Raw genomic sequence first — 20579 nt, 5'->3', positions numbered from 1 at the left:
GCCTGAGAAAATGCTGAATAAGGTCACCGCAACCCGCTATATCGCACCCCTGCGGTCCGGAGGGTCTGTGCCCGGAGTCGCCGAGGCCGACGACCTCGGGACATATGTCGTGAAGTTGTCCACCGGATGGCTCTGACGTGCAACGATGCTGCCATCACCGCCTATGGCCTGCAGCGATGAGTCTTTCAGCGTCTTTCAGGGTCGTGTGACTTTACCTAGCCGACTCTCCCCACGTGCTCCCCGGCACGGTCCGTACTCCCCAGATTCTCCCCAAGGGCGATCCGTGCTGAGGGCGGAAGCTGGTCCGTCTAAGTGGCTACTTCGGGCACGTTGAGTGACTACAGGCAGGGCAGAAGTCTGCCAGCAGATTCTTCGTCTGCTGGTGGTACACCATCTGCATGGCCCTGAGCAGCATAAATGCGCTGTGTGGCGGGATATGGGCAGACGTTGGTCCGGGTATGGTCCGGATCTTGGGAGGGGGGCCCGACCAGCGGTCTCAGTTGCTTTGCTGTTCCGAGGGCAGGGCTGTGAGAGGTGCGGGGTTGCGGCTGGTCCGGTGGTGGCGAACGTGGTTGGAATTGATGTACTGCCACTGACGGTGATCGCGCCAGGAGTTGACCACGGAGGCCATCGTTGCATGCAAGGATCCGCACGGTCGATTCCTCATAGGCGTCTCCAGCCCGAGCACGTCGAGTTCGGGACTATCCCGGGGGGTGTGGGGAGCAGCCGAGAAGCTGGGCAAGCTTCTGCACCGGCATGGGAACATCCCCGCGGGTGCGGGGAGCAGAGCTCTGTTGCCCAGGGCCCGCACGTTGTTCTTCATGTAGGCCGGCCGCGCTGTCGCTCGGCAACGCGAGACCATCCCTGAGCGGGCGGGGAGCAGGCAGCCCCGTCGGGGACGATCGTACCGATCTGGGAACCATTCCCGCGCGTGCGAGGAGCAGAGGTTCGGCATCGGACCCAGGTCGACATGGCTGGGACCATCCCCGCGCGTGCGGGGTGTCGTGCACAGCGATCGTGATCCGGTTCTGTGCGGACAGTGCACGCAGGAGCGCTGCGCCCTGCTCGTGGTCGGCGACGTGGCGTGTAGGGGCCGCCAGGACGAGGACCTCCGTGGAGCCCTCCGCCCTGATCCTTGGGAGGCGCCTGCCGAGCAGGCGTTCTTGACATTGTCCATATCCATCTCTGCTTTCCTTTACGAGAGCCTGCGGCTGGAGAGATCGGCATGCTGTGGCGGCCGTCGGCCGCCCGGTCGGCAGCGCGTCACATCGCAACGGCTTTGGAGGGCAGGTCTTGTTCGGCCCAGACGACCTTGCCGTCCGTTGCGGAGCGTGAGCCCCACCTGCGGGACAACTGAGCGACGAGGAAGAGACCGCGGCCGTTCTCGTCGATGGTGTGGGGATGACGGGGGCGTGGGTGGCTGGTGTTGCTGTCGGAGACTTCGCACGTCAAGACCTGGTGCTGGATGAGCCGTAGGCGTATCGGCCCGCCGCCGTAGCGGATGGCGTTGGTGACCAGTTCACTGACGATCAGCTGCTCGGTGGGCACCAGATGCTCAAGCCCCCATTCGCCGAGCTGACGGGCGGCTGCCTGCCGGGCGATGCGGACAGCGGCCGGATCGTTCGGCAGGTCCCAGGAGGCGACCTGGGCCGGTTCGAGTCCGTGAGTCCGCGCAAGGAGCAAGGTGACATCGTCGGCCGGGGACTGAGTGGGCAAGGTCTCGATCACGTGAGAGCACAGGTCTTCCAGGGACGAACCCGACTCTGCCAGGGCGGCGCCCAGGCGATCCAGGCCCACGTCGATGTCGTCGTCGCGGGACTCGACCAGGCCGTCGGTGTAGAGCGCGAGCAGAGTTCCCTCGGGCACTTCCAGTTCCACGGACTCGAAGGGGACCAGACCGAGGCCGAGGCCGAGCGGGGCCCCGGCGGGCATGTCGGGGAAAGTGATGTGGCCCTGCGGGTCGATGATCGCGGGCGGGGGATGCCCGGCCCGCGCCATCGTGCACCGCCGGGTGACCGGGTCGTAGACGGCATACAGACAGGTGGCGCCCACCGCCGCGGGGGCCTGGTCCGGAGCGTCGGCATCTTCCTCGCTCAGCCGCCTGACCGTGTCATCGAGGTGCGTCAGCAGTTCATGGGGAGGCAATTCCATGTCCGCGAGCGTGCGGACGGCGGTGCGCAATCGGCCCATCGTCGCCGCGGCGTTGATGCCGTGTCCGACCACATCTCCGACGACGAGGGCCACCCGGGCGCCAGACAGCTTGATCACGTCGAACCAGTCGCCTCCCACGCCATGGTCCATGTCGGCCGGCACATAGCGCGAGGCCACATCAAGGGCGGCGCCGCCTCCCACATGGTGGGGGAGCAGGTCGCGTTGGAGCGTCAGGGCCGCGGTGCGTTGGCGGGCGTACTGGAGAGCGTTGTCCAGGCTGAGCGCGGCCCGGGTGACGAGCTCTTCGGCGAGGAGGAGGTCGTCCTCCTGGAACGGCGTCGGCTCCTCGGAGCGACCGAACACCGCCAGTCCCAGTACACAGCGCCGCGCACGGATCGGTACGACCATCAAAGAGTGGATCCCGCTGTCACGGATCTTCTGCGCCCGCGTCGGATCATGGTCGACCCATGGGCCGGCATAGGTGTCCAGCACCGGTTCCAGCTGAGACCTGCCCGTGCGCAGGGCGGCGCCGAATGACGAGGTCGCGGGGACGTGGATCACCTCTTCGCGCACCGCCGGCAACTCCAGGACACCCAGATCGATGGAGGCCACGCCGGCACGGCGCAACACAGGGCGGCGGCTCGTCGTGCCGATCCGTGCGGAGGGCTCAAGTCCGAACGGAACCGACTCCATCAGGTCGACGACGGCGATGTCGGCCAGCAGGGGCACGGCAAGGTCGGCCAGTTCCTGACCGGTCTGCATGAAATCGAGGGTGCTGCCGATGCGCGTGCTGGCTTCGCTGAGGATGGCCAGGCGCTCCCGGGCCCGCCGGTTGCCGGTGACGTCCACGCTCATGGAGCACACGCCCAGTGCCTTGCCGTCCGCGTCCTGGAGGCAGAAGAACGAGGCCGAGAACACGTGCGCCCTGCCCCGGTCCGCCGGCGGCCACGCCCGGTACTCGTGGACCTTGGTGGGGCCGCTCTCCAGCACCTGCCGCATCACTGACTCGAGCGCTTCCGCCTCGAAGCCAGGGAACAGATCTTTCAGGCGGCGTCCGAACCATCGGTCACGAGGTACGCCAACGTGGCGCTCCATGACGTCGCTCACCCAGGTACAGCGCAGCTGCGGGTCATAGACGGCGATGCCGATCGGTGCGCGGGCCAGGAGCGACTCCCGCACAGCTCCGTTGGGCGCCCCCGAGGACAGGGTGCCGATGTCGGTCACGGACACCAGCCACCGGGTGCCGGCGTCCTGCCCCCACAGCAGCGAGATCCGCAGCGTCATCTTGATGGCGTGGCCGTCGCGGTGGCGGACCATCACGGTGCCGGACCAGCCATCCTGGGCACGGCACTGCTCGGCGAACGCCGAAGCGCTCGGGGCGTCCTCAGCGGGCGGCAGCACGTGTGCGGCGGACCGGCCCACCACTTCCCCGGCCGAGTATCCGACAAGCTGCTCGGCGGCGTGCGTCCACCCCACCACGGTCCCCTCCGTATCGAGCATCGCTATTGCCGCATCGGGGATTTCTCGGGGGCCCACCGGCTCGGCGAGCGGCGTGCGGTCGGTCTTCGTCATCCGGTTCTTCCCATCGGTGCGGAGGTGTGAGACAGCGTCGGCATGTGCGGCGTCGGGCCGATCTGCAGCCGTGTCGGAACGGTGATGGTGGCCGGGGTCTGAGGAGCGCCCTGGCGTGACCGGCCGCGACGGGCGTGCGATGGAGCGCGCTGCCTCGCCGATGGTTGAGTGGTTCACCGGCGCGACGTTTGCCGACCTTGGACCACTTTGTCCACTTCTGATGAGATAGTCAGTTACGAACGCTTCATCGTCAAGTCCCTCAAATTTGATCAAATCGCCAGATGTGGTCGTGCACTGTCGCATCGCGCATCGCGCATCGCGCATCGCGCAACGCGGAGTCGGGATTGGTGGGCCAGGGTGGATACCCGAGGTGGGCAGTGCAATGATGAATCCATCAGAACTGCTGCTCTTATTCATGGAGCATGCCGATGCCAGCCCCACGTAGGAACCGATTCGAACGCCGTCGTGCCGAGACCCGCCACGCACTCGTCCGCGCTGCACGGAAGATCCTGGCCGAGTCCGGTGGAGTCAGCGCCAGCATCCATGCCATCGCGGAGCGCGCGGACGTGGGCCTCGGCTCCTTCTACAACCACTTCACGGGCAAGCCGGACCTGTTCGACGCAGCCGTGGCCGATGCACTCGAGGAGTACGCCCAAGCCATCGACGAACGCCTGCGCGGCGTCGATGATCCCGCCGAGCGCCTCGCTGGGGGCGTGCGGCTCAGCGCGCGCATGGCCGAGTCATACCCGGAGATCATGCAGATCCTGTGCCACAGCCAGCTCGGTCGGATATGCGCCGGCGACGGACTGGCTCCGCGGGCGAAGCGCGACGTGGAGCAGGGCATGGCCGCAGGCCGGTTCACCGTGGTCGACCCGGTGATCGCCCTGACCGTGCTGAACGGCAGCCTGCTGGCGCTCCTGGAGCTGTGGTCCAACCAGCCCGAGGCCGACAGCGACCAGGCCGCAGGCACGATGGCCGAGATGATTCTGCACATGCTCGGCCTCTCCCCGGATGAGGCCCGTGACCTCGCCCGGCGGCCCCTTCCCGCCGCAGCGTGAAGAGGGGAATGGCTCCTTGATCATCAGATCCGCCGTTGATTATCAGACACTCGCCTCACAGGCGCGCTCTCCATCCTGCTGGGGTTGATCTGCTTCCGGGGCGCCCTGGAGTCGATCCTGCTGCTCGCCCTGTGGATCGGCTTCAGCCGGCTGCTGCGCGGCACCATGGAGACGGCCGCGGCGGCCTCCGCCCAGGACATGCCGGCCCCAGGCTGGCATGTGGCTGTCGGGATCATCAGCGCTCTGGCGGGCATTGTGCTGATCGTCTCGCCGTTCGCCTCGATCGCTGTCGGCGTACAAGTGAGCCAGAGGAGTACGCCGACAATCGCGGCACTCACCCTGGTGGTGGGCATCATGGCCATAGTCCTGGGCCTGACCGAGGTGGTCCGGGCCATCATGATGGGCGCCGAAATGGGCCGTCTTGTTCCGGCCCCCGCCGCCCAGCGGCGCCTCCTGTTCCACCGTCCGCACCCCCAGCACTGATCTCCGGAGCCGGAACGGTCGGCCACCGGCGAACAGCGAAAGGCCGCACGGCCGCGGCAACGCTCGCTCCGGCGTCCGCCGCCCGCTCGGCAACACTCCCAGATCACCGTCGTCCGCCACCATCGCGGCTGATCCCGCATCCGCCCGTCCTGTCCGGGGCGTGCTGCGCTGCGCGGAGCGTCGCCAGCCAGGGCCGCGCGCTGTGTGCACACGTGGTGACCGCTGTGGTGCGCACATGGTGACGGGGGAAGTCCGCGCGTCTGCCCGGTCGGCTTCGGTCAGCCGGTATGACGGTCGTGAACAGTTCGCTCGACAGCCGAGACCACCCGCCGGATGGTGCCCCAGCCCGGCGGCCGCTCGGCGGGCGCGGCGCCCGGCCGGTGGCGGGGAACCCGTACCCGTAGCGTTCGGGGACTGATCCGGCACCGCACGGGAGTCGCCAGGGTGACGGCTTCACCGTCCAGCCCGACGGGGACGAACGGGACGTCGGCATCGACGACAACCTCTTCAGAGGTGGCCAGATTGGTCAGGCCTTGCGTCAGGCCGTGCGTCTGCCCACCTCGCAGCCGGGCGGCCGTCTCGGCGGGCGTCTCCGCCCTGGCGGCCAGTACCCCCAGGAACCCGGAGTCCAGCTGCGCACGCCTGGCAAGCCCGGCCGGGTCATCGACCCGGTAGGGGTTGTTGCTCACCAGCACGGCATCAGGCCGGTCCACAGTGAGCAGCCCGGCGCGTACCACCAGCTCCGGGCCCTCGTGGCGGGCCAGGAATTCCGGGAGGATCCGCACCACGGTGCCGATCTTGTCCTCCCGATAGGCCGGGTCCTGCACCAGGGCGGCATAGGCACCGAACGACACGTTGTTGACGAACACCCGCTCGCCTGCGAACCCGAGATCCACGCACAGTTCGACGCCGTCCGTCAGGGCCTCCAGCGCGGCCGAAGGGTCTTCACGGTCCAGGCCGAGGTCCATCGCGAAGTGGTTGCGGGTACCGGCCGGAATGACCACGAAAGGAAGACCGCTCTTCGCAGCCACCCCGGCGACACGTGCCTGCGTGCCGTCTCCGCCGGCCACCCCCAGTAGATCCGCACCGTCATCCACCGCGCGTCGGGCGACGGTCGCGAGGTCCTGGGGCCGGGAAGGATCGAGCAGGAGAACCTGAGCCCCCAACGCACGGGCCTTTTCCGCGATCCGGAACCGGCTCGCCTTCCCTCCTCCCGAACGGGGATTCACGATCAGATACGGCCGCCGCGCAGCTGTCACCGGTCGGAACGCGTTCTCGGTCACGGCAAGCACCGACAGGCCGCTTTCATCAGCCCGGCGCCCGTCACGGTCACAGGCGCCGACACAGCTGCCGTTACCACGCCCGCTGCTGACTGCGCCGTCCGCCACCGGCCCGGTCCAGCGATCGCACCGGCCACCGCCTCCATGACGTTTCCTCCAACAGTTACGGCCTACGGCACCAGCCCGGTCGCCTTGATGACGGTACTCACGGGTGGGGGGTGATGACGGCGCGTCCTTGGATCTTGCCGTCGTGCAGGAGCTGGTATGCCTCGTAGGCGCGTTCCAAGGGGAAGTGCTCGACCAGCATCTTGATCTTTTGCTGCTGGGCGAGGGTGATCACTTCCATCAGTTCGGGAAGGGAGCCCCAGTAGGGCGAGGCGACCGAGCACTCGTGCGGCGGGCTCGAGAAATTGACGGGCAGGGCTCCGCCGCCGAGACCGACGATGGTCACGTGGCCAAGCACCCTGGCCACCTGAGCAGCCATCCGCAGAGTCGGGTCTATGCCGACCATGTCCAGCACGAGCTGAGCGCCCTGCTGCCCCGTCATGTCCTTGATGCGCGTGACCGCCTCCTCGCCCGAGAACAGCACCTCGTCCGCGCCCATGCGCTTGGCGGTCTCCAGCTTGCCGGCATCGGTGTCCACGGCGACGACCGTGGTCGCCGCGCTGAGCGCTCGCACCGTCTGGATGGCCATCTGGCCCAGACCGCCGACCCCGATCACCACCGCGGTCGAGCCCGGCCCCAGCAGGTGCACCGATCGCTTGACGGCGTGATAGCTGGTCAGCCCCGCGTCGCTGAGCGGGGCGGCCTGGCACGGGTCGAGGGTGCCCAGCGGAATCAGGAATCGCGCCGCCGGGACCAGCAGGTACTCAGCCATTCCGCCGTCGTGACCGCCTCCCAGGCCGCCGCCCTGACCACTGACCTTCTGGCAGTAGTTCTCCCGGCCCTCCCGGCAGTTGGCACACACTCCACAGCCCCAGGGGCCGTAGACCATCACAGGGTCTCCCGCCGCGAACCCGGTGACACCCGGTCCCAGCTTCTCCACCCATCCCGCATTCTCATGGCCGAGCGTGAAGGGTAGTTCCGTGGCGAACCCGGGTGGTGGTCCGGGTGCCTCCATGATGTGCAGATCCGAGTGGCACGCACCGGCACCCCCGACCTTCATCAGGACCTGCCCCGGCCCGGGCTCGGGCACCGGCACCTCGCGCAGCTCTGGCGGTTGCTGCCATCCGACTAGCTGAAAAGCCCGCATAGCGATCCTTCACGCATGCCGAGTCAGTCGCGGATCCCGTCGATGTCGACCAGGAGGTGGCGCGGGCCGCGGAAGATCTGGTTGTGGCGGTACGGCGGTGGGTCCTCTACGAGCCGGGGGTTTTCCACCCGGCGGACGAACTCGCCGACCGCGACCTGGACTTCGAGCCGCGCGAGCGGAGCGCCGAAGCAGAAGTGGATGCCCTGGCTGAACCCGAGGTGCTGGTTGTCCCGGCGTTCGAGGTCAAGCTCGTCGGGGTTGGCGAACCGCTTCGGGTCGCGGTTCGCCGAGCCGTATGCCAGGAAGATAGGCGCGCCCTTCGGGATGGTGGTGCCTGCGATGTCGATGTCTTCCACGGCGGAGCGGGTGTGCCAGAACTGCACCGACGACTCGAAGCGCAGCAACTCCTCGACCCCGGGCACGATCAGCTCGGGCCGACGGCGCAGCTTCTCGAGCGCGTCTGGGTGCCGCAGCAGGGTGAGCACGCTGTGGGCGATGAGATTGACCGTGGTTTCATGCCCGGCGAAGATTAAGAGCAAAGCATTGCTCACGAGCACGCCCTTGGACATCCCTCCCTCCGGGCCGTCCTCGTTCACCATCGCCGAGAGCATGCCCGGGCCGGGCTGCTGGGCGTACCGGTCGAGCAGCTCAGCTGCGAACTGCCCGAACTCCTTCACGGCCCGGCGACCCCCGGCCAGTCGGCTCTGCATCTCCTCGGAGGCAGCCTCGGGGCCGAAATCCAAAGCGTCCAGGGCCGTCTCGATCCAGCTGTGGAAGCGTGGCTCGTCCTCCAGCGGCACGCCCAGGACCTTGCAGATCACGGTCACCGGCAGGGGGTAGGCGAACTCGTCGACGGCATCGAACCGGGTCTTGCCCCGCATGTTGTCCAGAAGGCCGTCCACGATGCGGCGGATCTCGGGTTCCAGGTCGGAGATCAGGTGAGGGGAATGGGGCGGGCCGACGAAACGCGGCGTCATCATCCGGCGATCTCGATCGTGCTCGGGTGGATCCTGGGTGATGATGTTCGGCTCCAAAGAGATGACCGCCTCCGTGATCGGCTCGGCCTCCGCCGAGCCCTCGGCCGGGGCCGCAACCGGGACGGGGAGCTTCCTGACATCCGAACTGACCCGGGGGTCGTGCAGCAGCGCGACGATCTCTTGGTAGGTACTGACGACATAGGTGCCGTCCGGCTGCCGCGCCACCGGTGTCCCGCGGAGTTCCTCGTAGAACGGGTACGGATTGGCGCGGTTGGCGTAGCGGAGGGCCTGCTGCCAGGGGGTTTCCTCGACCACGAGGCTCCCCTCCTTCTTCCTGTCGATGCTGTCCGCTTGCACGCCCATCCGGCGGGCGCGTCAACGAGGGCGAGACCGGAACTCGGCCCTCCGCTCGCTCGGGTCGTGGCCGGTCAGGACGACGTCGGGGATCGCCGTCGGGACGCCGGGTTGCGGGAACTCGGCCGGGATCGGCTTCATGTCGGGGGGCTGGTCCCAGCCCGGCGGCGGAGGCGGGAACGGACCCGATTGCTCGATCAGCTTCCCGTAGTACTCCAGCCACTTGCCGTGATCGAAGGTGACGGCGGCGACGATGCGGCCGCGGCGACCGTAGGCGGCGGCGAAGTGGCGCTCCTTGACGGACCCCTGCGTGAAGACGATCTCGTCGCCGAAAGGCGGCACGCCGACGGACTTGATGTTGACGCCGAACTGACCGGACCAGAAGCCGGGCAGCAACAGATGCGGGCGGTAGTGGGGCTCGAGGTTCACCATGTTGTGGGCCGCGACCTCGGCGCCGAGAACGGCATTGTCCCAGTGCTCCATCGCGAGGAACTGGTACTCGTACAGCACGTGGGGCGCGCGCGCCACGTCCCCTGCCACGTAGATGCTGTCGGTGATCACGCCGTTGACGTCGAAGGCGCGACCGCCGGCGTCGCAACCGACGCCCCAGAAACCGGACGCCAGCCCGGCGCCCTCCAGCCATTCCACGTTGCGGATCGACCCCAGCGAGGCCACCACCACGTCGGCGTCGATGGTGGTTCCGTCCGAGAGATGCGCACGCCGCACGTGTCCGCCGGAGTCGCCCTCCAGTGACGACACGCCCAGCCCGCAGCGCAGGTCCACGCCGTGGCCGCGCTGCATCTCCGCGGCGATCTCACCGATCACCCCGCCGAGCGCGCCGACCAGCGGCGCCGAGCCCCGCTCGACGACGGTCACCGGGAGATCGAGTTCCCGGCAGACGGACGCCACCTCCGAGCCGATGAACCCGGCCCCGATGACCATGACCCGCGACGGCGGCGCGGCCAGCGCCTTTTGCAGCTGTGCGGCATCATCACACGAGCGCAGCGTGTGGACCCCGTCCAGGGCCGCCTCGTCCGGGTTCGGCCACTGTCGCGCCCGGGTGCCCGTGGCGATCAGCAACCGGTCGTACGGGATCTGCTCGCCGTCGGCCAGGCGCACCTGCCTGGCGGCCCGGTCCAGCCCGGTGGCGGCCACCCCGAGCCGCCACTCCGCATTCACTTCTCGCAGGCGGGGCAGCTTGGTGTGGTCAGCCGGCACCCAGCCTTTGAGCACCTGCTTGGACAGCGGAGGACGGTCGTAGGGCTCGTACGGCTCGTCCCCGATGATGGTCAGAGACCCGGTGAAGCCCTCCTCACGCAGGGCTTCGGCGGCCCGCAGTCCGGCCAGGGACGCACCGACGATGACGATCCGGCCGTTGGCTCTGAACTCCCGCACCAGCTCTGCGACCGTTGCCCGCACGGTCATGACGTCGCGCTCCCCTCCGCGCCGTCCAAGCGGTCGATCACGATCGCCTGCACCGGACACGCCGCAGCGGCACGCTCAACCTGCAGGCGCCGCTCGTCATCGGGGTTCGGCTCGTAGGTGAGCGCCTCCTGGCCAGTCAATCTGAAGACCTCGTGCGCCAGATACACGCATTGTGCGTATCCCTGGCACCGATTCAGGTCCACGGCGATGCGCATGGGCAGACTCCTTCCGATCTGCCGCCCAGCCCACCCGTCGCCCCCGCCGACGCCGCCGGCCGAGCACCCGTATGTTCGATCTTCTTCGCCATGGCGGTACCTTCGCGGTGACGCTTACTGCCGGTGATCCTCACGGTCCCGAGATTTCGGTACACATCCGATGGTGTCGGCATCAAGGTTTACCCCGGCCGTTCCGCCCTGAAAAAATGCTCGCCCCGTCTTCCGACGACCGCATATCCGCTGTTTCGGAAGACATCTCTCAGGGCAGCTGTCGTTCTTGAGCGATCGTGGAGACAGTACGGCCCCGGCCGACCGAGCCGACTGAAAGCCATACGGATCGTCGGCTTCGGCCACTCGACGACCGTGGGCCCGCAGCCTGCGGGTCGCGCACCGCCTGCGGGGCCGGGCGGCTCTGGGAGGTCACGCAGTGCATGCCGGTGCGCACGAATCCTGGCTATCTGCTGGCCAGGGCTTCGGCCTCCGCACGGGCCAGCAACGCTTCCAATGAAGCGGATTCCGCCTCCAGGATCGCCGAGGCGGCGTAGTCGATCGCGAACGACGCATAGTCCTCAGCATCCTCCGCGTTGTGCTCGGCGCGCTTCACGTCATGCTCGGCCTTGCGCTCCTGGAAACGGATCTTGGCCGTCGCTACATGCTCCTGCCATTTGTTCCTTGCCTCTTCCAGTGACGCAGCGGCAGCGGCCTTCTGTTCGGCTGCCTCACGGCGGAGTTCCTCTGCCTGCTGTTCCGCCTCCTGCTGAGCCTGTTCGACCGCAGCCGACAACTGCTGCCTGTTCGACCGCAGCCGACAACTGCTCCCGGTTCTTGGTGATGGCACTTTGCACTTGCTCTTGTGCGTGCTTCGCCCGATCCGTCAATTGGGTGATGTGGTCCGTCGCCTCCGTCATGGCTCTACCTTTCCGATTGCTCGCAAAAGGTTCCATATCAACTCCAACACATACGTCAGGAGGCCGCCATACGGGTGGCGACACAGACCGTTCCCAGGCTGGTCGGGTTCCTGGAAGACCTCACCACCGCCCGCAGCGACCACCGCCGCAATCCACGCTTCCGCCAAGGCGAAACGCGGCCACCGGCGGACGGGGCCTGGACTTCGCCTTCGACTGCGCAGGCGTGCCCATCGTCCGCGAGCAGGCCGCCTCCGTGCTCGGCCTGAACGGCTCCCTGATCCTGGTGGGCATCACGCCCCAGCCGCTCACCATCAGCGAGGGCCTGACCTTCAACCACCTGAGCAAGCAGGTGCGTGGGCACTACGGCGGCTTCCCGGCGTCCGTCAGCGAGCTGGTGTGGCTGACCGCAGCCGGCCGCCTCGGCCTGGCCCCCTCCCTGGCCACATCCCGCTCGCCGACGCCGCCGACGCCGTCAACCGGCCGGAGAACAAGATCGGCGACCCCGATTCGTCCCCTGACACCTGAACACAAAGTTCAGCGAAGCCACCTCGGGCAGGGATGAGTGGGCGCCGGTGTCCCCAGAACACCGGCGCCCACGGCGTGCGGCGAAACCCGGGCGTCAGAACCGTGCGCCGGGCCGAAGGCGCCGCAACCTGCATGGTTGGGTCAGCACATCTCCATCGTCACGCCGCCTGGCCCGGTTTCGCCTGGGGCCATCTGGCCCTGTTTCACCTGGGGCAGACGGAGGTTGCGGCGGTGGTGACCTCCGGCGCGGACAGAGCATTCCCTGCCCAGGCCCGATGAACAGCCGGCACCAGTTGGTGAACGCCTTCTGCTCGTTGCCGATCTGGCCGGCGAGTGGGGCGACCGGACGTCCAGCACAGACCGGGAGCTCCTGCGCGATGCGGACTCAGCCGCCGTCACGCGATTCCGTGGCCACGATCGCGGCGTCTCGGGCCGCACGGCCGCCGCTGCACAGCATGGGCGCCCAGGCCGCCGCGGTGGCCGCCAGGTCGTCTCCGCACGTGCTGCCGGGGCGTGGCCGGGCCGCGGTGCCGAGCACGACACGGTCGGGGCGGAGCAGGACGGCACCCGCGCTGCCCATCCAACGCACCAGGGCACCGGTGCCCGGATCTGCGCGGTGCGCGGCGCCGCCCGTGCCGGGCTGTTGTCGCCGGGGGCCGTGCAGGTGGATGACGCGGGCGTCCAGCGCTCGCACCAGCGCGTACAGGGCAGGACCGAGCGGCGCGGTGGCCAGGAGCGTGAAGTCCTCACCGAGCAGGTCGTCCAGCGGGCGGGGAATGCCGTCTGAGTCGGGGACCAGGGGCTGGGGGCACAGCGTCCCGGGGCGCGGGTGGCCGAGGCGACGGGAGCTGACCAGGGGGCCCGGTCTCAACGGCGGGCTGACGGCGGACAGGACGAGATGGGAGGCACCCGGCAGCCGGGAGAGGCCGGGCAGGACGGCCTTGCGGGCCAGTGCGGTGCCCGTTCCGCCTCCGGTCATGACAGCGCCGACGGCCACGGCCGTGCGGATCAACTGCTGTGCGTGGCGGTGGCGTTCGGCCTGGTAGCTGTCGAGCAGGGCCTCGCTCGCGCGGCCGGTGAGGACGCGGGCGAGCTTCCAGGCGAGGTTGTGGGCGTCGCGGATGCCCGCGCCCATCCCTTGCCCGATGAAGGGCGGGGTGAGGTGGGCGGCGTCACCGAGCAGGAAGACGCGGTCCTTGCGCCAGCGGTCGGCGACCTGGGCGCGGAAGGTGTAGGAGGCGGTGCGCAGGACGTGCAGTTCGTCCTCGGGGATGCCCGGCGTCCAGGGTGCGATCAGCGCGAGCAGACGATCCCGGTCGGTGAGCTGCTCCGGCTGCTCGCCGGTGCGCAGGCGGAACTCCCAGCGGTAGCGGTCCTCGCCGACACGCATGTAGGTGGCCGCCCGTTGCGGATCGCAGATCTGGTGGACGCCGTCCCAGGCGGGCAGCGGCAGGCGGCAGCGGATGTCGACGACCAGCCACTGCTGGGCGGTGGCAAGATCCTGCATCCGGGAGCCGATGGAGGCGCGGACCAGGCTGTTGGCGCCGTCGCACCCCAGGACGGCGTCGGCCAGGAGCGTACGGGAGACGCCGGTGGCCTCGCGAGGGGTTGTTGCAGCGGCTGTGCGGGCTCCTCGGTGACGCCGAGTACGACCCGGACCGGGGTGCCGGAGGGGTCGAGCAGGTCCACGGCACGGCCTCCGCCGTACTCGGTGAGCGGCCGGACCTTGTGGCCGGTGGCACGGGCCAGCCGGTCGAGGTCGGCGGCGTCGGCAGCCTGGAAGGCGGGGCCGATGAACCGGGAGGCGGGCCCGCGGCGGATCACCAGGCAGTGGGGACCGGCCATGGCGCCGCGCAGATACAGGGCGTCATCTGTACGGGCGGCGGTGGTGAACCCGAAGTCGTGGGCGAAGGTCTCGGCGCGGTCCAGGTCGGGCTTGGTGAACTCCAGCCAGGCCAGGTCGACCACCTTGATGACGGGCTGGGCCGCGCGGCCGGGGTGCTCCCCGCGCAGGGCACCCTGTTCGCTGTGCAGGCCCTGGTGGGCGTCGGCGGCGGGGACGGGGATGGATGTCGGGTCGTTCATGGGGATTCCCTTCCTGTGGCTCCACGACCTGTGGGGGTGCGGGTGGGACCCGGCCCGCCGGTTGCGGCGGCGATCGGCGGGCCGGGTGGCACGGCGGGTGAGCGGTTCCTACCGTGCGAGCAGGGTGTCGAGTGCGGTGGTGAGTTCGGCGGCCGGGTCGGTGGCCGTGCCGTGGGCGCGCCAGCCGACAAAGCGGTCCGGGCGTACCACGACGGCGCCTTGCGGGGTGTGCCCGCGGGCGGCGGCCCAGGTGGAACGCAGGTCCCGGTAGTCGCCGTCGAGGTGGCCGATACGGATGGCGTCCAGCGGCAGCCCGCCCTGGGCGGCGATCTTCTCGGCGGCTTCGCACCAGGCCTGGCCGTCCTCTCCGGCGATCAGCAGGAAGCGGCCGGGGCGGACCAGGCGGGCCAGGGCCACGCGGTGGCCGTCGAGGTCTTCCAGCCAGGCGTGGGGCAGCGGGTGTCCGGGGCGGGCGGCGGGCTTGTAGATCCGGATGGGGTCGGGGTTCTCAGGTGCGGGAGTGCCGTCGGGGACGACGGCGGCGGAGTCGTAGGTGTAGCCGAACTCGACGGCCAGTTCGTTGAACTCCGCGGACTGGGCGGCCACGGTGGTCAGGAAGGTGCGGCGGAAGCCGGTGTCGGCGGGGTCCTCGCTCCACAGACGGCGGGCTTGGCGCCAGTTCTCCTCCTCGCCGGCATGCGGGCCGCCGCCGAAGAGGGTGTTGATGGCGATGTGGTTCATGGCGTTTTCCAGCGAGCGCTGGACGTTGGTGGCGTCCGCCGGGCGCCGCTCGGGCTCGTAGGTGTCCAGCAGGGCGTCGCCGGCATGGCCGTTCAGGACGGCGGCGAGCTTCCAGGTGAGGTTCTGGACGTCGTGCATGGCGGAGGTCAGGCCGAGGCCGCCGGTGGGCGGGTGGCGGTGGGCGGCATCGCCGGCGATCAGGACGCGGCCGGCGCGGTAGCGGTCGGCGACCACACCCTCCAGGGACCAGCGGGAGATCATGTGGACCGTCAGCTGTTCCTCGGTCAGCCCCAGCGCCGTGCGCAGGTCGGACAGTACGGCCTCGTCGTCCAGCGCGCGGCCGTCCTCGGACCCGTAGTTGAGGTGGAAGACCCACTCCTCGGACTCCGGTCCCCAGTGGTCGGGGCCCATGGGCACGAGTACGCCCGGGATGCCGAGGTCGGGCAGCCACAGCCAGCGGATCAGCACGTCGGGGTCGGTCGCCACCTGGGACAGGTCGGCGGAGATGTGGAAGGAGACGACGCGGGCGAGGTCGCGCACGCCCTCCTGGACGATGCCCACGGCGGGTCCGACGGTGCGGCCGCCGTCGCAGCCCAGCAGGTAGCGGGCCCGGACCTGGTAGGTCTCGCCGGTGTCGTGGTCGGTGATGGTGGCGGTGACGCCCTCGTCGTCCTGGCTGAGTTCGGTCAGTTCGTGGTGGAAGCGGACCCGGCCGGGCGCGAGTTCTTCGGCGCGGGCGCGCAGAACCGGCTCCAGGCGGATCTGGGGCAGGTTGGCCTGTCGCTCGGGGCTGGCCGCGAGCCACTCCGGAGAGTTCCCGCCGGCTCCCCAGGCCTCCATCATGGCGACGCGGCGCCCGTACTCCTCGTGGTCGCCGGCCAGGCCGACGTACCAGGCGGTGTGGGACATCTGCTCGGCCGGGGTGGAGGCGGCGTAGATGGTGTCGGCCGTGTCGACGTCGCGCATGACTTCCATGGCGCGCTGGTTGAGGACATGGGCCTTGGGCAGGACGGAGGTGCTCGGCCAGGCGGTGACCAGCAGGGACTCGACGCCGATGCGGCTGAGCAGCATGGAGGCGGTGAGTCCCGCACCGCCGCCGCCGACGATGAGGACAGGGACGTCGATGTCGTTCATGGGTACTCCGTGGGTGTCGCGGCTCGGGGCCAGGGGCAGGGGGACGGCTCAGGAGAGGCGGGGGAACAGCGCATGGGCGTTGTTCCGGTCGATGGCGTGGTGGCTGCCGGTGTCGAGGCCGGGACAGCGGTCGTAGTCGCCGGTGAATAAAACGACGGCGAATCTCGGGTGCGAAGGGCCAGTCGGTTCCGAAGACCATCCGGTCGGGGCGGGCGAAGGCCAGCAGGCTGGGCGATGCTGAGGGTCTGCCAGACAGGGCGGTGTCGAACCAGAAGCTGCGCAGGTCCTCGAGGATCTCCTCGTAGCCGCGGCCGGTCTCGGTGACCAGGGCCGCGGTGATCCGGTGAGCGACATAAGGGAGGAGATCGCCCGCGTGGGACAGGATGATCTTCGGTTGGGGTAGCGGCGCGCGACGCCGTGCAGGAGCAGGTTGGCCGCCGCGCGGGGTGGTGTCGAGAAGGAAATCCGCGGCGAACAGCGGCAGCCCTGGCACGGACGGTGCGGGAAGTGACGAAGTACCCGAACCGGTCGGGGCGGTCCTCGACGAGGTCCGCGCCGCACTCGTTGACCTGCCGGCCATGGCAGCCGCCTCGACTCCGGCACCCAGCCAGGTGCCGGGGGTGGTCAGGGACAGCACTGCGGTTTCGACGGCGTAGGTGTCCATCAGGGCGATGGCGTGCTCGGGGCTCCGCTGTGGCAGTTCGCGGCGGCCGGGAGCGTGGCTGCCCTTCGACTTCAGCGAGCACGTGTAGGCCGGGGGGCAGCACATGCTGGTGGACATCGATGCGTCTCATGGTGGTGTTCCTCCCGGTGCCCAGCCGGTCCTGGCGGCCGGGCGGTCACGGCCGCGCGTGCTGACGGCGCGGCCACGGGGGTGTGGGCCCGCTAGCCGCCGGCCAACAGGACGAGATGGGCTGCGGCGAGAGCGCCCACGACGGCGGCCGGCAGGCAGCGGGCGGCCGGGTCGCCGCTGCGCAGGTGTATGACGACGGCTCCGGCCATGAGCAGGATCAGGCCCGCTGCGGCGGCGGCACCCAGCGCGGTGATCCGCAGGTCGGCCAGCAGCCCGGCTGCCGCCGCCACCTCCAAGGCGCCCAGCAGGCGGTAGTGGGTGGTGGTCATGCCGACATGCGCTGCGGCCTGGCGCATCGCGGGCACTGCCGCGAGCTTGGCGGCTCCCAGCAGGAGGAAGATCGCTGCGAGGAGGACGGCCAGGACGATGGTGGGGGTACTCATTGAGGTGCTCTCCGTGCGGGCGGAAGGGAATGGCAGGGAATGGCTCGGGGCCGTCCGAAAGCGGGTCGCTGCGGCCCGGGTCAGATGACGGGCTGGGGGGCGTACTGCCAGTCGAGGACGTACTGGTCGAGGGCTGCGGTGACCTTGCGCCGTTCCGCCTCGTCGGCAGGGGCGGGCACCGTGACGCGGACTCCTCCGTCGTGCGGGCGGCACAGGATCCGTTCCGGGTCGCAGTGCGCGCCCTGGGCGGCGAGTTCGGCCAGGACCGCGCGGCGGGTGGCGTCCAGGCGAAGGCCGAGCTTGTAGGGCTTGCCGACGGCGGTGAGCGGGATGGCGTCGATCACGATCACCTCCCGCGGGGCGGCGGCGCGCTCCGGGGCCTTTTCGGTGGCCCAGGTGAGCAGTTCGGCCGGGTCCACGCGGGCGCCGGGGGTGAGGGTGACGTAGGCGACGGGCACCTCGCCGGCGTGCGGGTCGGGGCGGCCCACCGCCGCGGCGGCGGTGACCTCGGGGTGGGCCAGGAGGGCGTCCTCGATCGTGGCGGGGTCGATGTTGTGGCCCCCGCGGATGATCAGGTCCTTGGCGCGGCCGGCGAGATGGATGAAGCCGTCGGCGTCGATGCGGGCCAGGTCGCCCGTGTCCAGCCAGCCGTCGCGGATCTTCTCGGCGATCTCCAGGCGCGGCCCGTGGGCGGTGTGCTCGGCGACGTAGCCGGCGAAGACCACGGGGCCGCTGATGGCGAGGACCCCGGTGACGCCTGGCGGCAGGTCGTGCCACTCGCCGGTGCCCGGGTCGATCCGCACGGTCTTGACCTGCTGGTAGGGCAGGCGCCGGCCGACGGTGCCGGGCCGGGTGTGACCGGGCTGGCCGAGGGCGGAGGCGCAGGTCGCCTCGGTCAGCCCGTAGCCCTCGCACAGCGGGATGCCGGTGTGCTCCTCGAAGGACGCCCGTACGGCGGCCGGCAGCGGGGAGGCGCCGACGGCGGCGAACCGCATGCTGGAGATGTCCGTGTCGACGGGGACGCGGGCGAGGACGGAGTACACAGTGGGCACGCCGGACATGGCGGCGATGCGGTAGTGCTCCACCAGCTTCCAGAACACTCCGTACAGCTCGGGATCGCGGTAGCCCAGCGGCCCGGCCCACACCACCTGCTGACCCCGCAGCAACGGGCCGAGCAGGGTGACGATCAGGGCGTTGACGTGGAACAACGGCAGCGCCGCGAACATCACCGAGTCCTCGTCGAGAGGGATGCTGGCGGCCACCGACCAGGCGTCGACAACCTCATTGGTGTGCGTGTGCGCGGCCAGCTTGGGAGTCCCGGTAGTGCCGCCGGTGTGGAAGTAGGCGGCCAGGTCGTCGGCGGCCGGAGGCTCGATGTCCACCAGCTTGTCGGCGGGATGGGAGGCGGCCAGCTCCGCGAGGTAGCCCACGCGTGTGTCCTCGACGGGTTCCAGAGCGGGAGCGGGGCCGTCGACCGTGGTGGGGGCCAGGGCCAGCAGCGCGTCCAGGCGCAGCGAGGCGGCGACCTGCCGGGCCGTGGCCCACACCTGCGCGTCCAGTTGCGGACCTGCGGCCACGAGCACGCGCACGCCGCCGCGCCGCAACAGCTGCTCGACGTGCTCGGACGCCAGGCTTGGATTCACCGGGGCGGCGATGCCCGCGGCTTGCGCGGCCAGCAGGGCGGCGGGGAGTTCCGCGGTGTTCGGCGCGAGCAGGCCCACGGCGGCGCGGCGGGTGACGCCGAGCGAGCGCAGCAGGTTGGCGGTGCGATGCACCTGGTCGTGCAGTTGCGCGAAGGTCACGGAGGCGGGGCGCAGGAAGCGCGCGGCATCCGGGAGCACCGCCATGGCCGGACGGTCGGGCCACAGGCGGGCGGCGCGGAGCAGGGCATCGTAGGTGGTGGCGGGCAGACCGCGTTCATGCAGCGGGACGGCCTCGATGGCGGTCAGGTCCGCGGGGCTGTCGCAGGAGGGCCACAGCAGGTCGGTGGGTGTGGATGTCACCGGTGCGCCTTTGCAGGGTGAGGAATGGGGTCAAGTGGCCGGCCCGGTACGGGGATGCCGGGCCGGTCGGTCCCGGGCGGGGGGTCCCGGGAGTCTTCAGCGGGCGCGCACCACCGTGCGCTGCTCGCCGAGGTCGAGTACGCCGTCGTCGGTCGCAATGCGGGCCGTGACGACGTCGCCGTCCTTGAGGTAGTCGGGGTTCGCCTGCTGGCGGGCGAAGAACTTCTGCCAGCGCTTGTGCGGGGGCAGCAGGGCGGCGAGCGTGGCCAGGAGCTTCCCCGGTGACTTCAGCGCGGTGCCGCCAGGTGTTCCGGTGAGCAGGACGTCACCGGGCTGCAGGGTCTGGAAGCGGGCCAGCAGGGTGAGCGCCTTCGCGGGCCGGACGATCATGTCCGTGGTGGTGCGGTCCTGCCGGGTGGCCCCGTTGACCTTCAGCGTGAGCCGCAGGTCCGGCAGGCGGGCCAGGTCGTCGGCGTCGACCAGGAGCAGCCGGGGGCCCAGCGGGGTGAAGGTCGGATACGACTTGGACTCGTAGAACTGCGTCTTGGGCAGCTGCACGTCGCGGGCGCTGACGTCGTCGGCGACGACCAGCGCGGCGACATACTCCGCGAGGGTGGAGTCGGTGACCTCGGTGCCGACCGGCAGGTTTGCGCCCATCACCAGCCCGAGCTCCACCTCGTAGTCCAGGAAGCGCACGTGCTGTGGACGCACGATGTCCTCGTAGGGCCCGCTGACGGACCCGGAGGCCTTGCGGAAGAAGGCGGGCGGGACGGTGTCCGGGTCGAATCCGGAGTCCACCGCGTGGGAACGGTAGTTGACCATCTGCGCCACCACCCGGCAGGGGGTGGTGACGGGCGACAGCAGCTCGGCTTCTCCAGCGGAAAGCCCCGCGTCGGGGTCGGCCGCAGCGCGGCCGGCCGCCTCCTGCACGGCCAAGCGGTCGGCGAGCAGGCCGCCGGTGGTGTCCGCATCGGTGTCCACGCGGTGCAGCCGTCCTCTGCCGCTCTCCACCCACCAGCCGTCTGTGGTGCGGACGACCTGGATACTCATCGGCTCTCCTGAGTCCTGGACAGGCGTCGACCGGACTGCTCCCGCGAGCAGTCTCCGGTCACTAGTGATGGAAGAATCAGTCCAGATGGCATCCTCGTCAATGGCTATCGGTGCTGATGTAATAATCAGT

14 protein-coding genes and 3 pseudogenes are annotated in these 20579 nt (G+C 69.8%); 4 read left to right on the top strand and 13 right to left on the bottom strand.

Annotation, left to right across the window (positions count from 1 at the left end):
* Nucleotides 1–10: 10 nt before the first annotated feature.
* Nucleotides 11–121: pseudogene (locus SMIR_RS45130) on the top strand (HipA family kinase); the annotation flags it as partial.
* Nucleotides 122–1263: 1142 nt separating this feature from the next.
* Here SMIR_RS45130 and SMIR_RS05730 read toward each other — a convergent pair.
* A complete protein-coding gene (locus tag SMIR_RS05730) occupies nt 1264–3723 on the bottom strand; it encodes a SpoIIE family protein phosphatase (protein WP_212728307.1) in 2460 nt (819 codons plus the stop codon).
* A 422-nt stretch (nt 3724–4145) separates the two neighbouring features.
* Between SMIR_RS05730 and SMIR_RS05725 the strand changes: the two genes are divergently transcribed.
* On the top strand, nt 4146–4781 hold the full coding sequence (locus SMIR_RS05725) for a TetR/AcrR family transcriptional regulator (protein ID WP_168497125.1): 636 nt from the start codon (nt 4146–4148) through the stop codon (nt 4779–4781).
* Between the two features lie 54 nt (nt 4782–4835).
* Nucleotides 4836–5264: pseudogene (locus SMIR_RS05720) on the top strand (DUF308 domain-containing protein); the annotation flags it as partial.
* A 278-nt stretch (nt 5265–5542) separates the two neighbouring features.
* Here the strand turns inward: SMIR_RS05720 and SMIR_RS05715 are convergent.
* The 6 genes from SMIR_RS05715 to SMIR_RS05690 form a co-directional block, all read right to left on the bottom strand.
* The gene (locus SMIR_RS05715; protein ID WP_349636894.1) at nt 5543–6547 is read right to left on the bottom strand and encodes a diacylglycerol/lipid kinase family protein; all 1005 of its coding nucleotides are present in this window, start codon (nt 6545–6547) and stop codon (nt 5543–5545) included.
* A 202-nt stretch (nt 6548–6749) separates the two neighbouring features.
* Nucleotides 6750–7796, bottom strand: a complete 1047-nt coding sequence (locus SMIR_RS05710) for an NAD(P)-dependent alcohol dehydrogenase (protein WP_212726696.1) — start codon at nt 7794–7796, stop codon at nt 6750–6752.
* A 23-nt stretch (nt 7797–7819) separates the two neighbouring features.
* Nucleotides 7820–9088 carry a cytochrome P450 gene (locus SMIR_RS05705; RefSeq protein ID WP_248003215.1) on the bottom strand — a complete coding sequence of 423 codons (1269 nt, stop codon included), beginning with the start codon at nt 9086–9088 and terminating at the stop codon, nt 7820–7822.
* A gap of 60 nt (nt 9089–9148) precedes the next feature.
* Nucleotides 9149–10552, bottom strand: coding sequence for an NAD(P)/FAD-dependent oxidoreductase (locus SMIR_RS05700; protein ID WP_168497131.1), 1404 nt, complete (start codon nt 10550–10552; stop codon nt 9149–9151).
* Nucleotides 10549–10767: a ferredoxin gene (locus tag SMIR_RS05695; RefSeq protein ID WP_168497133.1), complete on the bottom strand. Its 219-nt coding sequence runs from the start codon at nt 10765–10767 to the stop codon at nt 10549–10551. Before SMIR_RS05695 ends, SMIR_RS05700 begins: the two co-directional genes overlap by 4 nt.
* A 454-nt stretch (nt 10768–11221) precedes the next feature.
* Nucleotides 11222–11551, bottom strand: a complete 330-nt coding sequence (locus SMIR_RS05690; protein WP_248003216.1) for a hypothetical protein — start codon at nt 11549–11551, stop codon at nt 11222–11224.
* A 347-nt stretch (nt 11552–11898) separates the two neighbouring features.
* Between SMIR_RS05690 and SMIR_RS05685 the strand changes: the two genes are divergently transcribed.
* Nucleotides 11899–12237 carry a hypothetical protein gene (locus SMIR_RS05685; RefSeq protein ID WP_249938376.1) on the top strand — a complete coding sequence of 113 codons (339 nt, stop codon included), beginning with the start codon at nt 11899–11901 and terminating at the stop codon, nt 12235–12237.
* 348 nt (nt 12238–12585) lie between these two features.
* Here the strand turns inward: SMIR_RS05685 and SMIR_RS05680 are convergent, their stop codons facing one another.
* The 6 genes and pseudogenes from SMIR_RS05680 to SMIR_RS05655 form a co-directional block, all read right to left on the bottom strand.
* Complete coding sequence (locus tag SMIR_RS05680; protein WP_348774819.1) at nt 12586–13773, bottom strand: FAD-dependent monooxygenase; 1188 nt, start codon at nt 13771–13773, stop codon at nt 12586–12588.
* 2 nt (nt 13774–13775) lie between these two features.
* Nucleotides 13776–14285: pseudogene (locus tag SMIR_RS05675) on the bottom strand (VOC family protein); the annotation flags it as partial.
* A 108-nt stretch (nt 14286–14393) separates the two neighbouring features.
* Nucleotides 14394–16160 carry an FAD-dependent monooxygenase gene (locus SMIR_RS05670; protein WP_168497135.1) on the bottom strand — a complete coding sequence of 589 codons (1767 nt, stop codon included), beginning with the start codon at nt 16158–16160 and terminating at the stop codon, nt 14394–14396.
* Between the two features lie 885 nt (nt 16161–17045).
* Nucleotides 17046–17396, bottom strand: a complete 351-nt coding sequence (locus SMIR_RS05665; RefSeq protein ID WP_212726695.1) for a DoxX family protein — start codon at nt 17394–17396, stop codon at nt 17046–17048.
* 80 nt (nt 17397–17476) lie between these two features.
* Complete coding sequence (locus SMIR_RS05660) at nt 17477–19399, bottom strand: acyl-CoA synthetase (protein WP_212726694.1); 1923 nt, start codon at nt 19397–19399, stop codon at nt 17477–17479.
* 96 nt (nt 19400–19495) lie between these two features.
* Nucleotides 19496–20449 (bottom strand): fumarylacetoacetate hydrolase family protein, encoded by a 954-nt coding sequence (locus SMIR_RS05655; protein ID WP_168497139.1) that lies wholly within the window; start codon nt 20447–20449, stop codon nt 19496–19498.
* Nucleotides 20450–20579 lie beyond the last annotated feature (130 nt).

This window comes from Streptomyces mirabilis, from assembly GCF_018310535.1.
In the GTDB taxonomy this organism is placed as follows: domain Bacteria; phylum Actinomycetota; class Actinomycetes; order Streptomycetales; family Streptomycetaceae; genus Streptomyces.
This window is presented reverse-complemented; position numbering and strand designations above follow the sequence as displayed.

Coding starts and splice junctions, on each gene's coding strand:
- SMIR_RS05700 (WP_168497131.1), bottom strand. CDS start 10,552: ATGACCGTGCGGGCAACGGTCGCAGAGCTGGTGCGGGAGTTCAGAGCC.
- SMIR_RS05655 (WP_168497139.1), bottom strand. CDS start 20,449: ATGAGTATCCAGGTCGTCCGCACCACAGACGGCTGGTGGGTGGAGAGC.
- SMIR_RS05710 (WP_212726696.1), bottom strand. CDS start 7,796: ATGCGGGCTTTTCAGCTAGTCGGATGGCAGCAACCGCCAGAGCTGCGC.
- SMIR_RS05730 (WP_212728307.1), bottom strand. CDS start 3,723: ATGACGAAGACCGACCGCACGCCGCTCGCCGAGCCGGTGGGCCCCCGA.
- SMIR_RS05695 (WP_168497133.1), bottom strand. CDS start 10,767: ATGCGCATCGCCGTGGACCTGAATCGGTGCCAGGGATACGCACAATGC.
- SMIR_RS05665 (WP_212726695.1), bottom strand. CDS start 17,396: ATGAGTACCCCCACCATCGTCCTGGCCGTCCTCCTCGCAGCGATCTTC.
- SMIR_RS05670 (WP_168497135.1), bottom strand. CDS start 16,160: ATGAACGACATCGACGTCCCTGTCCTCATCGTCGGCGGCGGCGGTGCG.
- SMIR_RS05725 (WP_168497125.1), top strand. CDS start 4,146: ATGCCGATGCCAGCCCCACGTAGGAACCGATTCGAACGCCGTCGTGCC.